Consider the following 13,397-nt stretch of genomic DNA (forward strand, 5'->3'; position numbering starts at 1 on the left):
GGGGATGACAGTGTGAACGTATTAATTATCGGCAGAGGCGGAAGAGAGCATACCATCGCATGGAAAGTGAATCAAAGCGAACTTGTCAGCCAAGTATTTGTCGCACCCGGCAATGATGGAATGACAGACGCAGCAAAGCTTGTACCGATCGACGAGGGAGATCATGAGGCGTTAATTCGTTTTGCAAAAGACAATAACATCGGTTTAACAATTGTCGGTCCAGAGGTTCCTTTAATTGCAGGTGTCGTCGATGCATTTGAAGAAGCAGGTCTAAAGGTATTTGGACCGAATGCAAAAGCCGCAGTCATTGAAGGCTCAAAAGAATTTGCAAAAGACTTAATGAAAAATTATGATATCCCGACAGCCGCTTACGCCACTTTTACATCGTTTGAAGAAGCGAAGACATATGTGGAAGAAAAGGGTGCCCCAATTGTCATTAAAGCAGATGGGCTTGCCGCAGGAAAAGGCGTGACAGTTGCAATGACGCTTGAAGAGGCAATCAACTGCCTACATGACTTTTTAGAGGATGAAAAGTTTGGCGATGCGAGTGCATCGGTTGTCATTGAAGAATTTTTAACAGGTGAAGAGTTTTCTCTGATGGCCTTTGTCAATGGAGAAAAGGTGTATCCGATGGTGATCGCACAGGATCATAAACGGGCATTTGAAGATGACAAAGGACCAAACACCGGCGGGATGGGCGCTTATTCACCGGTTCCACAAATTTCTGATGAAGTCGTACAAAAAGCGGTGGAAGACGTCGTCAAACCAGCAGCTCGCGCGATGGTGCAGGAAGAGCGTTCGTTTACAGGCATTTTATATGCGGGCTTAATGCTGACACCAGAAGGCTCTAAGGTCATTGAGTTCAATGCACGCTTTGGCGACCCTGAAACGCAAGTAGTGCTTCCTCGTCTTGAATCAGATCTAGTTCAAGTCTTCCTAGACATTCTAGATGGAAAAGATGTGGACTTGCAGTGGAAAGACACAGCCGCTGTCAGTGTCGTTCTTGCATCAGAAGGATACCCGGAAGACTACGCAAAAGGCACACCAATCGGTGCTTTGCAAACAACGGTCTCTGATGTCGTCACCTTCCACGCAGGAACAAAAAAGGAAAACGATCAATTCGTCACAAATGGCGGCCGTGTAGCAAATGTGACCGCATTTGACGACACATTTGAAGCGGCAAGATCAAGAGTGTATGAAGCGGTTGAAGAAATCATTCAGCCAGGTTTATTTTATCGCCGTGACATTGGCGCCCGTGCGCTGAAGGCTGCGGGGAAAAACGTCTAATCAAAACACCTTTCTATCTGACGAGATGGAAAGGTGTTTTTTCTTCTTCTGTTCATAGAGGGATGCGGGCAGGTTATGAAGAAGTAGTATGGGATTACGAATAGATTTAGGGAGGAAACATGGAAATCAAAGCATTTATCATCTTTGCAAACGTCATGCTTGTTTTATATCTCATAACTATAAATAACATCATGGTGACTGCCATTAAGCAGAATAAATTGAAAAAAGGCTTTGCCATTAGTTATATGATCCTATCCATTTTTTCTGGCATTGCTATTTCTTCATTTTTAATTTGGAAGTTTTTCATTAGCTAAGAGGGGAATGAGTGTATGGTGCAATTGAAGAAGCTTGCAAACGAGCGTTTTTCTGCTTTGATCTGTATGGATTCATTCAATGAGCGAATTCGTTTGGATGACTATAGCGGCAGTGTGCGTGATGTGATTCAGTCCTTGCTTCAGGAAGCGGCGGACTGCAAGGCGTCTAAGGTTATTGTGAAAGTAAGGCGTGAGCATATGGCTCTTTTTTTAGAGAAAGGCTTTCGGCTTGAAGGGGTGTTTTCTCATTATTTTCTCGGAAGTGATGCATACGGCATGTCGCTCTTTCTGACCGAAGATCGAATGAACAGCCCATTTTGGTTGAAGGAAGATGAAATCGTTGCGTCTATTCAAGAAAAGCCGATTAAAAAAGACCAAGGCGTGTGGCAGGATGAGTATGTGATGAGGAAAGCCGGTCCAGAGGATGTGCACAAGCTGGCAGCGCTCTATGATACGGTCTTTGAAACGTACCCCACGCCAATGAACGAGCCAGATTACATCCAAAAGGTAATGGAGGAAGGGACGGTTTTTTATGCCGTTGAACATGACGGTCAACTTGTAAGTGCCGCTTCTGCTGAAATCAATGTACCGTATGGTCATGCAGAATTAACAGATTGTGCAACCCTTCCGACATACAGAAAACTAGGATTCATGCATCATTTGATTCTAGCCCTCGAACAAGAGCTTCAATCCATGCACATTTATGTCTTTTATTCTCTCGCCCGTGCACTGTCCTATGGAATGAATCAAGTATTTTATCAGCTCGGGTATACATACACCGGACGCTTTCAAAACAACTGCTATATTTTTGACAAAATTGAAGATATGAATCTCTGGGTCAAAACGCCAAATGAATCATGAGATGGTTCTCATCTGATCAAGCAGACCAGATAGGCGGTACGCCATGATACTCAGCTGCAGCTTCATCCGATCATCAGTGGATTTGAGGCTGCAGCCTGTTCTCGTTTCAATTTGTTTCAACCGGTAGCTTAACGTATGCCGGTGAATAAACAATTCCCCCGCTGACTTTTGAATATTTTCATTATGTGCCAAATACACTTCGAGTGTATGAATGAGGTCAGCTCCTTGTTTTTTTGTATAAAGCAGCGGGCTTAACAGCTCCACATAAAAGTCATGCAAATTCATTCCGGCTTCGTTCATTTCAAGCAGCATCCCATATAGACCGAGCTTCTGATAATGAATGATGCTGTCATCTGTTTTCAAAAGAGGAAGAAGCCTTGCTGCATATTGGGCTTCTTTTGCACTTTTAGCAAAGAGACTGATCTGGTCGTAGGCTCTTCCAATGCCAATCACAATGGGATGGACGGGGAAAAAATAAGACCAAGTACTGCGGCATTCTTCTGATGCGCGATACCAATTTGTTTCTTGATACGTGTTTTTTCCTGCGGGTGTCAGAACGAAAATGGAATCAAGCCTTGCCTTTAATAAAAAGGGAATTTGTCTGCGTTCAAAAATGGATGTGAGCAATTGGGATAGGCGCTGCACCATTTGATGGTCGAGCTGTGTGTGCTGATGCTGAAATTGAAAGTAGATGACGACTTGTTCTTCGCTCATATCATATTGCAGCTTTCTTGCTTGTTCGATGACATAACTTTCTTCTGTGTATTGCTGTTGCAGCATATCATCCAATAAATGCCCCTGCATTTGGTTTTCTGTATCTTGAATGGCTTTTTGTTTCAACCATTCAATCGCATACACCGCACCGGCATGCTCAATGGCGATGGCATCGAGATGGTGCCACGTCTCTTTTTTCTTTAACGCCACAATGAACCCGAAAATATCCCCCATTGCAATCACGGGGCATGCAGCTAGAACAAACGCACCATATGTGTCATAGACGAGCCGGCCTTTTTCCTCTGCCTGCTTGAGCAGAGAAGAGGTTTCAATCGGTTCGTCATCTGTTAGAAAGCCAAAAGCAGGAGAATAGGTCACTTCGTCTGTTTCGAGATGAGCTGCTGTTTGGTGCAAAAACACATCCAGTACGACGATATTTGCCGCTGTGAGATGTGCCAGTTCATCCGTAATTTGCGTGACATTTTTATTGCTCACATTTAAATGGGTCAGTCTTTGATGAATCGCAGAAGAATATTTGAGCTGATGGAGCTGACTGCTGACGATTTGTTCTAGAACGGCTTTTGTGATGTCTGAAAAATTGACATGGGGCGGAATCTCGATGAGCGGAATACCGCTATTTTCGGCGGCTTCAATGAGTGATGCGGGAATTTCCGTTAAGTACACGCCTTTATAGATGGCAATGGCTGAAAGACGATGAGATTGAATCAATTTTTCAAGCCGGATGCGTCTTTCTTTATTTTCTGTCAGTCCAAATCCAGTTGTAACAAGTAATTCTCCTTCGGAAAGTCTAGACGTGTCCTCAATAATTTCCACAATGGTCACCCACTGGATAAGACGATCCAGTCCATTTTCTCCAGCAAGCAGTTTGGTTTCTTTCATCATATCGAGCGAGAGTGCATCTTTGACGAGAATCGCCATAGACTCATGACCTCCTTTTGAACACTCTTATACACCATGTATAAAAAACACGTGTGAAATTCGGGCATATGGCGAATGGAGGATGACTGCCCTCTTGATTAAGCTAATCTTATACCAAGTATACAAAATTTTCTTGCGATTCATGTAAAAAGAAAAGTGCAGCTGCTGACAAGAGAGGGAGGAATGACAAAGTGGAGACCCGGGATTACTTAATCAAACCGATGTTAAATCAGCAATATCCTGTGGCTGTGAGAGGAGAGGGGATTTATTTATATGATCGGGACGGAAAAAAATATATAGATGGCTCATCAGGTGCAGTCACGGCAAGTATTGGACATGGCATACAAGACATTATTGATGCGATGACGGAGCAAGCGAACAAGGTGAGCTTTACGTACAGGTCACAATTTACGAATGAACCAGCGGAAGAACTAGCGTATGAATTGAGTACACTTTGCCCAGGTGATCTGAACTGGTCTTTTTTTGTAGGGAGTGGTTCAGAAGCAACGGAGACTGCTATGAAAATGGCGATACAGCATTGGCAGGAGCAGGGGAAGACGGAAAAAAATCATATCATCTCAAGATGGATGAGTTACCACGGCATTACATTAGGGGCGCTGTCGATGTCAGGTCATATTGCAAGGAGAGAGCGTTTTGAACCACTGCTTGAAAAGCACCCAGTGCTGTCTCCGCCCTATAGCTACAGGTCATGGCTGCCAAAGGAAGACAGCAAGCAGGTCGAGTGGTATGTCCAGGAATTTAAAACCGTCATCCAGCGTATAGGAAAAGAGAGGATTGCCGCATTGATCGCCGAACCGATTGTTGGCGCAGCGGGAGCGGCGCTCCTGCCGCCAGACGGTTATTTCGAAGCGATGAAGCGTGTCTGTGAAGAAAACGACATTTTAATGATCGCAGATGAAGTCATGACGGGCTTTGGACGAACTGGAAAAATGTTTGCGATGGAACATTGGGGCACGGTACCAGATATCATGGTTCTTGGAAAGGGCATGAGCGCAGGTTATTCTCCAATCGCAGCAGTTGTCTCAACGGATCGTGTGATGGCACCGATTATCAGCGGCTCCGGCTCTGTCATGGCAGGGCACACATATAGTGCCAATCCGCTTTCAGCAGCCGTTTCATTAGCGGTCATTCGATATATGAAAAAGCATCAGCTTCCCGACCGGGCTGATCTTTCTGGGCGATATCTGATGAATGCTTTAAAAGATCTGCAAGTCAATCATTCCATCATAGGAGATGTGAGAGGGAAGGGATTGCTGATTGGCATTGAGTTTGTCGCAGATCGTTTATCCAAAACGCCATTTCCTGCACATGCTCAGATAACCAATCTCGTCGTTGAAACGGCAAAACAAAAGGGACTGCTGGTGTATCCAGCAAGCGCTGGAGAGGATGGAGTCGGAGGCGCAGCGGTTATGATCGCACCGCCGCTTTCCATCACACAGCAGGAAATGGATGAACTCATTGATTTATTCGGGCAGACCATCACACAAGTCGAACAAGAAGTGATCAATCGAGGGTTTTTCCCATCTGCTATGTAAGGAGGAACGAACATGAACAAAACTGTGGGTTTGGATGAAGTGATGACGCGATTAAAAGATGGCATGACCATCATGTTTGGCGGATTTGGCGGCGTGGGTTCACCACCATCGTTGATTGATGCCATTTTGGAAGCAAATATTCAAGATCTGACATTAATCGGAAATGATGCAGGTTTCCCGCAAATTGGTGTGGGCAGGCTCATCACAGAAGGAAGAGTGAAAAAAATCATCGCCTCTCATATCGGCTCAAATCCCATTGCCGGACAGAAAATGCAGGCTGGTACATTAGACGTTCATTTTTACCCGCAGGGCATTCTTGCAGAAAAAATCAGAGCAGGCGGAATGGGGCTGGCGGGCATTGTGACAGATGTTGGGATGGATAGCTTGAATCTTGATGAGAAACAATTGGTTGAGCTGAATGGGAAGAATTATATGTTGGAGCCTGCGCTCACAGCGGATATTGCCATCATCAATGCCTACAAAGCAGATGAAGTGGGAAACCTGATTTTTGATAAAAGCGCACGGAATACAAACCCGATTGTGGCGATGGCAGGAGACTGGACCATTGCGGAGGCAGAAGAAATTGTGGCAGCGGGGCAGCTCGATCCAGAAGAAATCGTGACGCCAGGCGTATTTGTGAATCAAATCGTGCAATCAAAAGGAGTGAACTGGACATGGGCATGGGAGACATCGATTTAAGACACCGCATTGCCAAAAGAGCAGCACAAGAAATTGAAGATGGCATGATTGTGAATCTTGGGATCGGCATTCCGACCCTAGCAGCAGATTACATTCCATCACATTACGAGGTGTGGCTGCATGCAGAAAACGGCATTATGGGGGCAGGAGCCTCGCCTCTGCAAGGGGAAGAAGATTCGAATTTGTGCAATGCCGGCGGTTTTCCCATTACGTTAACAAAGGGCGGCTCGTACATGGACAGTACGACTGCTTTTGGCATCATCCGAAAAGGAATGCTGGATATGACGATTTTGGGTGCACTTGAAGTAAGCAGCCAAGGGGATCTTGCCAATTGGATTGTACCGGGGAAAAGAGTACCGGGTATGGGCGGAGCGATTGAGCTGGCGCAAAAAGCGAAAAAAGTGGTGGTGGTGATGAGCCATCTGGATAAACACGGTCGATCTAAAGTGAAATCGGCTTGTACATTGCCCTTAACCGCTAAAGCGTGTGTCGATTTGATTATTACGGATATGGCGGTCATTGAGGTCAAGTCTCAGCTGCTCATTTTACGTGAAGTCATGCCGCCATTTCAGCCGGAAGATGTCATCAGGGCGACTGAAGCGCCATTAATTTTAGCGCCTGATGTCAAATCTGTTGTGTAGAAAGGATGAACGACTTGCAGCCAATGACACGTATCAGAAACTGGATGAAAGAGCATCAGGATGAAGCCATTACGCTTCTTCAGCAAATGGTGCAATGTGACAGCACCCAAGGAAATGAAGAAGAGGTTCAGCAGATCGTGGCCAATAAACTGTCCGCCATTGGCTTTGATGTAGACGTTTGGGAAATTGGCGGCGATGAATTACTAGAGCATCCTTATTTTTATTCCCCGCGCCGATCTTTTCAAGGGAGTCCCAACGTTGCTGGGCGATTGAAAGGAAAAGGTGGCGGCAAATCAATTTTATTAAACGGGCACGTAGATGTGGTTCCGGCAGGAGATAAGAATCAATGGACATATCCACCTTACAGCGGGCATATCATAAACGGGAGACTTTATGGACGCGGGGCAACAGATATGAAAGGTGGAAACGTTTCTTTACTCTTTGCGCTTGAGGCACTGCATACGCTTCAGATTCCCCTGAAAGGAGATGTGGTGTTTCATAGTGTCGTCGAAGAGGAAAGCGGCGGAGCAGGCACACTTGCAGCAATATTGAAAGGGTACACAGCGGATGCTGCCATCATTCCAGAGCCAAGTCATATGAACATTTTTCCGATTCAGCAAGGATCAAAGTGGTTCAGGCTGCATATTAAAGGAAGGGCAGCTCATGGCGGAACAAGGTATCACGGTGTTTCGGCTATTGAAAAGAGCACGGTGGTCCTTTCTCATATAGCGGCACTAGAAAAAGAAAGAAATCAGCGAGTGACGGAGCCTCTGTTTCAGCACATCCCGATTCCAATTCCAATCAACATTGGGAAAATTCAAGGCGGTGATTGGCCGTCCTCTGTCGCAGATCTTGTCACAATGGAAGGTAGGCTTGGTGTGATGCCAGGTGAGACAGTTGAGCAGGCAGAGAAGGAATTAGAAAATTGGATGAATGGACTCGCTGAAAAGGATGATTGGTTTCAAGAACATCCTGTGGAAGTGGAGTGGTTTGGTGCTAGATGGCTTCCGGGGTCAATCGACTCTGATCACCCGCTTTTAGGTCTATTGAAGGAACAATATGAAGAGGTCATGCAGCACCCGCCAAAGGTAGAAGCCGCCCCTTGGGGGACAGACGGCGGATTACTGTCACAAGCAGCGGATATCCCAATCATTGTGTTTGGACCTGGAACGACAGAGCTTGCCCATTTCCCGAATGAATCTATTGAGATCAAACATGTCATTGAAGCAGCAGAAATCATTGCTGGTACGTTGGTCAAATGGTGCGAAGCAGCGGAATGATTCACACACAAAAAAAGAAGGCTGTCTACTCAGCCTTCTCCAGCGTGCAGATAAACCCTCGCATTCGTTGTCAGGTCTGTGCGCCGGTGCTCACGAATGTAACATTCGCTCCGCTCCGGTGCTCGCCCTTCCTAGACTTCAAAGGTTTTCATGTCACGCTGAAAGGAAGACAAAGAGCTAAAATAAAATTCATTTTAGCTCTTTGTCAACAATCTGAAAAAGGCTGTCTACTCAGCCTTCTCTTTATGTGTATTCTGCTGTTCACACATATAGGTCACTGGACAAAAACGAAGAATACCAGAGCCCAATTTTAATCCGCCGAGCATGATGCCAAAAAGCAGCATTTTACTCCATGGTTTTCGAGCATATAAGGATCCAGCTACAGTACATATCGTCATTCCGCAGGCAATTCTCATGAGCGCTTCCATTAAGCCAAGATTAGGTTTCATTGCAAGTGATTCTCCTTTTTTAAATTATTTTAAGTGTGATTTCAAGAAATTGTAACGTTTCATTAATGCGTAACGTGGTTCGTTATGTTACGATAGGGCTAATACAAATGAAGGAGAGTATGTGAATGTCCGAACGTACTTTTAATTGGAGAAACAATGACATCCGCACACAAATCGATGTAGTCGACTCAAAAATAGTTCCAACACTCCTTTTAACGAATGGACTCGTGCTAAACCCGTTTTTGAAGCAATGGGTGAAGGCAAATATTTGGATACATGATGATCGAATTGTTTATGTCGGAGCAGAGCTTCCTCAAAATAAATCAGCTAAACGTGTGATTGATTGTGAAGGTAAATACATTGTGCCGGGGTATATTGAACCTCACGCGCATCCGTTCCATATTTATAATCCCCAATCACTTGCAGAATATGTGTCTCAATTTGGCACAACAACGATGGTCAGCGATAACTTATTTCTTCTTTTGCAAAGCAATGAAAAGAAAGCGCTTTCCACTCTATGCGAATTAAAAAAGCAGCCATTTCAGTACTTCTGGTGGTCTAGATACGATCTTCAAACCGAGGTCAGGTATGAAGATGAGATGCTTCCTATTAACTATCGGAAAGAATGGATTGATCATCCCGACGTCCTTCAAGGCGGCGAATTAACGAGCTGGCCAAGATTAATGGACGGTGATGATCTCATTTTATATTGCATGCAAGAAACGAAGAAGCAGAGAAAACGAATTGAAGGGCATTTCCCTGGAGCTTCTGAGAAAACGCTAACAAAAATGAAGCTGTTTGGAGCGGACAGTGATCATGAAGCAATGAATGCAGACGATGTGCTCAAACGCTTGTCTCTTGGCTATCATGTGTCCTTGCGTCATTCTTCCATCCGCCCAGATTTAGTGAACATTTTAAGAGAGTTGCATGAGCGTGACTTTAGGCACTACGATCACTTTTTCTATACAACAGATGGATCAGCGCCTCACTTTTATGAAGAAGGCATGATCAATCGTCTCATTTCCATTGCCCTTGAAGAAGGCGTGCCTACTATTGATGCGTACAATATGGCGACCTTTAACATTGCGAAATACTATCAAATTGATGACTTATTAGGCGTGGTCGGTCCTGGTCGATTGGCTTCTTTGAATATTTTAGATGATCCGATGAATCCAAATCCAGAAACGGTGATTTCTAAAGGGGTGATCCTTAAATTAGAGGGGGAGAACCAGCATCAATTCCAAGAGACAAAATGGGAAAATGGCGGGCTCGAACCATTAGATTTAAGCTATGACCTGACGATGAGTGACTTGCAATTCTCAATGCCGCTTGGTGTCAAAATGCGAAATGCTGTCATTATGGAACCTTATACAGTGGAGATTGATAACTCTGTCAATCAGCTGTCCTGTGACCATGATCAAAGCTTCTTCAGTCTGATTGATCGAAAAGGCGAGTGGCGCGTGAACACAATGTTAAAAGGATTTGCAAACAAGGTGCAAGGGTTTGTCAGCTCATTTTCAACCACTGGTGACATTTTAGTGATTGGGAAAAATAAAGATGATATGATGCTTGCTCATAAGCGAATGAAAGAAATTGGCGGGGGAATTGTGCTCGCAGAAAACGGAAAGATTTTGCATGAAATCCCGTTGCAATTATCAGGCTGTGCATCAGCTGAATCGTTTGAAACGGTTCTTCAGCAGGAGCAAACGTTACGCGAGCTACTCATTGAGCGCGGGTATCCATTTGACTGCCCGATTGATACACTTGTCTTTTTCCAAAGCACACACTTGCCGTATATTCGGGTGACACCAAGAGGAATATTTGATGTCATGAAAAAAACTGTACTCTTTCCGTCTATAATGCGTTAAAATATAACAGAGTGGAGCTGTATCATATTTGCTAGATTTCTGACCGCTGTTATAGGGCAGGAGTGAGCAATGGATCTCTTCGCTGCTAGATATGGTGACAAAGCATAGGGCTTTGACATGACGAATGAAGTGCCCAATTGTAAAATGAATCTGTCGGTTACGCTGGCCGACCAACATATTTTGAATAATTAAGCAAGGCGGGGCGCAGGTTTGTCGTCTCGCCAAGCTTTCTACACATACTGTTTTTTAGGGAAAGACTTAACAGAGCAGAAGTGTTCTAGATATCGGAGGCAAACAAGTTTGTCAGATTGTCGCACAAGGAATATGACAAAACTTGTCGAATTTGTTTACGATAAAGAAGCTTCGGCTTACGAAAGAACCTGATGGCATTTTCAGCGTAGAACCAAACCTGTCATGATACGTTCAAAGCTCATTGCTGAGGTTGAAAAAAATGAGTCAGGAAAGATACCGCTTTCTCGGAAAAGTCAGTGCGGAGCGGTGTGCCAATAGTAAAGGAGAAGATGTATAAAGATGCAAATTGATAAATTAAGGGGCAAAAGCTTAGATCAGCTATTCAACTCCATCTTATCCCTTAAAGACCTGGAAGAATGTTATCGATTTTTTGATGATTTGTGCACCATCAATGAAATCCAATCTTTATCACAGCGTCTTGAAGTAGCGCGTATGCTTCGCGAGGGAAATACGTATCATAAAATTGAGACGGAAACAGGTGCAAGTACAGCCACTATCTCACGCGTCAAACGCTGCTTGAACTACGGAAATGATGCCTATACGATGGCACTTGACCGCGTAGCAGAGCAACAAGCAACGGACGAAACAAAATAAAGCAGCTTTCACTGCAAACATTCTTTATGATTTGTCGTTTTGAAGTTGAACAAGTAGAGCCATTTCATTTGAAATGGCTCTATTAGATATCATCAAGTTCCCCCATAAACCATCGTTCACCTTCATAGGACACTTCATCGTCATCAGTGATTACTTCCTTAAAACCGATGGTTCGCATATTTTGCGCAACAGATAAATCCCATTGGTAGAGGCAGATGCCAGTAGTCAGAAACCTTCGCCGGAAACGACTGCGTATGTGCGTTCATTTCTTTTATGATCTGTTGAGTCTTTCGTTTCATGCTGCGGACCTTTTTAAGCTAGACAGACTGCTCTGTGCCTGCGAACATAGGGACTTCACTTGTCTGGCCGTTTTCTTGTCTAAAAATAATATGTTTTTCGTTAAAATGAATAGGTGATTCAATTCCAGCTGCTGCGCATAAATTAAACAAACCTTCTCTAAGGGACAGGATATAATTGCAGACTCGGTATTTCTTTTCTTCAATCGATAAACCTTTTTGCAGCTTTGGATCCGTCGTGGCAACCCCAACTGGGCATTTATTCGTGTGACATACTTGCGCCCGAATACAGCCAACCGAGAACATCAATCCTCGTGCGATATTCACAAAATCCGCTCCCATGGAAAGGGCAATTGCGATTTTATCAGGGGAGAGAAGTTTACCAGACGCAAACAGCTTGAGGTGATCTCGAACCCCATATTTCTTCAAAATTTGATGGACAATCGGCAGTGCGGTGAAAATGGGCAGGCCTGCGGAATCAGCCAGTTCATGAAAGGAAGCACCTGTGCCACCTTCTCCGCCATCCACTGTAATGAAATCAGGATGTTTTCCGCTTTTTTTCATATAGAGAGCAAGCTCCTCGATATCTTCTTTATGTCCAACAACTAGCTTGATTCCAACTGGTTTTCCACCGATGTTTCGCAGTTGTTCAATAAAATCAAGCATGTCAGGAATGGAGTGAAACATCTCGAACCGGTTCGGACTGTCAATGGATTGGTGTGGCGGCAGTTTACGGATTTGGGCAATTTCCTCTGTGACTTTTTCACCATCAATGTGTCCCCCGCGTGTTTTCGCCCCTTGTGCCAGCTTGAGTTCAAAGGCTTTTACCTCATCATGCTCACTTTTTTTCTTAAACTCTTCAAACGAAAATGCGCCATCCTCCGTTCGAACCCCAAATAAACCAGGTCCAATCTGGCAAATGATATCGGCGCCCCCTTTGAGATGGTAAGGCGAAAGCCCGCCTTCACCTGTGTTCATCCATGTGCCGCCAGCCATTTTTAAACCGGAGGATAGAGCCGTAATCGCCCGGTCGCCTAAGGAGCCGTAGCTCATGGCTGATTGACCGATTAATCCTTTGACGCGGAAAGGTTTTTGGCACGTATGTTCACCAATGATTTGTACATCTTCTTCATGGAGATAATAAGGTTTTGCTTCGACTTCTTTCGTGTGTTCACTTCTTCTCAGTAAATTGTCTTGATCGATCTGATACACTTTTGTTGGGATTTTTTCAGATTGATCGATGCGTAACTCATCTCGCTGCTTTGGAAATAGGACGTTGCGAATATAGTAACCAGGCTTGTCAAAATCACGTTTTGATCCAAAGCCCATTGTCCGGCTTTTGTACTTCCCAGACATGACAGCTTGCTCGTATTCTCTTCTTGAGAAAGGAAGCTCCTCTCGATCATTTAGAAACAGATATTGACGAAGCTCAGGTCCTATTTTTTCAAAAATGAACCTCAATTTTCCAATGACCGGATAATTTCGTAGGACAGAATGCTCTTCCTGTTTTTCATCTCGCATCCAAATCCAGATGAATAAAATGATTGGTATGATGAAAAAAATCACTAATAATGCGCCAATGACAATGAAAGTTGTTGTCACGAAAATCCCCTCTTTTCTCTATCATTACTGTTGTTATTCCACTTT

13 protein-coding genes are annotated in these 13,397 nt (G+C 44.4%); 9 read left to right on the plus strand and 4 right to left on the minus strand.

Annotated features, from left to right (window positions below; genetic code table 11):
- Positions 1-12 precede the first annotated feature (12 nt).
- The 3 genes from purD to ablB all read left to right on the plus strand — a co-directional run bounded on the left by purD (position 13) and on the right by ablB (position 2,462).
- Entirely contained in the window at positions 13-1,287 is a 1,275-nt protein-coding gene (gene purD, locus NSQ11_RS03370) for a phosphoribosylamine--glycine ligase (protein WP_138825291.1), read from the plus strand.
- 119 nt (positions 1,288-1,406) lie between these two features.
- A complete protein-coding gene (locus NSQ11_RS03375; protein ID WP_008344285.1) occupies positions 1,407-1,601 on the plus strand; it encodes a hypothetical protein in 195 nt (64 codons plus the stop codon).
- A gap of 15 nt (positions 1,602-1,616) precedes the next feature.
- Positions 1,617-2,462, plus strand: a complete 846-nt coding sequence (gene ablB, locus NSQ11_RS03380; RefSeq protein WP_216099550.1) for a putative beta-lysine N-acetyltransferase — start codon at positions 1,617-1,619, stop codon at positions 2,460-2,462.
- Here ablB and NSQ11_RS03385 read toward each other — a convergent pair.
- The gene (locus NSQ11_RS03385) at positions 2,457-4,115 is read right to left on the minus strand and encodes a PucR family transcriptional regulator (protein WP_046526923.1); all 1,659 of its coding nucleotides are present in this window, start codon (positions 4,113-4,115) and stop codon (positions 2,457-2,459) included. The genes ablB and NSQ11_RS03385 overlap by 6 nt on opposite strands.
- A gap of 191 nt (positions 4,116-4,306) precedes the next feature.
- Between NSQ11_RS03385 and NSQ11_RS03390 the strand changes: the two genes are divergently transcribed.
- The 4 genes from NSQ11_RS03390 to NSQ11_RS03405 are packed head-to-tail and all read left to right on the plus strand — an operon-like array spanning position 4,307 to position 8,291.
- The gene (locus tag NSQ11_RS03390; protein ID WP_108611386.1) at positions 4,307-5,671 is read left to right on the plus strand and encodes an aspartate aminotransferase family protein; all 1,365 of its coding nucleotides are present in this window, start codon (positions 4,307-4,309) and stop codon (positions 5,669-5,671) included.
- Positions 5,672-5,683: 12 nt separating this feature from the next.
- On the plus strand, positions 5,684-6,370 hold the full coding sequence (locus NSQ11_RS03395; protein WP_108611387.1) for a CoA transferase subunit A: 687 nt from the start codon (positions 5,684-5,686) through the stop codon (positions 6,368-6,370).
- Positions 6,346-7,011 (plus strand): 3-oxoacid CoA-transferase subunit B, encoded by a 666-nt coding sequence (locus NSQ11_RS03400; protein WP_160758085.1) that lies wholly within the window; start codon positions 6,346-6,348, stop codon positions 7,009-7,011. The genes NSQ11_RS03395 and NSQ11_RS03400 overlap by 25 nt, the downstream gene beginning before the upstream one ends.
- Before the next feature lie 14 nt (positions 7,012-7,025).
- Complete coding sequence (locus NSQ11_RS03405; protein WP_099496365.1) at positions 7,026-8,291, plus strand: peptidase; 1,266 nt, start codon at positions 7,026-7,028, stop codon at positions 8,289-8,291.
- A gap of 227 nt (positions 8,292-8,518) precedes the next feature.
- Here NSQ11_RS03405 and NSQ11_RS03410 read toward each other — a convergent pair whose 3' ends face one another.
- Positions 8,519-8,740, minus strand: coding sequence for a DUF2892 domain-containing protein (locus NSQ11_RS03410; RefSeq protein ID WP_008344274.1), 222 nt, complete (start codon positions 8,738-8,740; stop codon positions 8,519-8,521).
- A 125-nt stretch (positions 8,741-8,865) separates the two neighbouring features.
- Here NSQ11_RS03410 and NSQ11_RS03415 point away from each other — a divergent pair, with 125 nt between their 5' ends.
- Together NSQ11_RS03415 and NSQ11_RS03420 are read left to right on the plus strand one after the other, a co-directional pair.
- Positions 8,866-10,608, plus strand: coding sequence for an adenine deaminase C-terminal domain-containing protein (locus tag NSQ11_RS03415; protein ID WP_007496880.1), 1,743 nt, complete (start codon positions 8,866-8,868; stop codon positions 10,606-10,608).
- A gap of 531 nt (positions 10,609-11,139) precedes the next feature.
- Positions 11,140-11,454, plus strand: a complete 315-nt coding sequence (locus NSQ11_RS03420) for a YerC/YecD family TrpR-related protein (protein WP_007496879.1) — start codon at positions 11,140-11,142, stop codon at positions 11,452-11,454.
- An 82-nt stretch (positions 11,455-11,536) separates the two neighbouring features.
- On the opposite strand, the gene NSQ11_RS03425 is transcribed toward NSQ11_RS03420, so the two are convergent.
- On the minus strand, positions 11,537-11,632 hold the full coding sequence (locus NSQ11_RS03425; protein WP_342501262.1) for a hypothetical protein: 96 nt from the start codon (positions 11,630-11,632) through the stop codon (positions 11,537-11,539).
- A gap of 139 nt (positions 11,633-11,771) precedes the next feature.
- Entirely contained in the window at positions 11,772-13,352 is a 1,581-nt protein-coding gene (locus tag NSQ11_RS03430) for an FMN-binding glutamate synthase family protein (RefSeq protein WP_342501263.1), read from the minus strand.
- Positions 13,353-13,397 lie beyond the last annotated feature (45 nt).

The sequence above is a fragment of the Bacillus sp. FSL W7-1582 genome, from assembly GCF_038593325.1.
In the GTDB taxonomy this organism is placed as follows: Bacteria; Bacillota; Bacilli; order Bacillales; family Bacillaceae; genus Bacillus; species Bacillus altitudinis.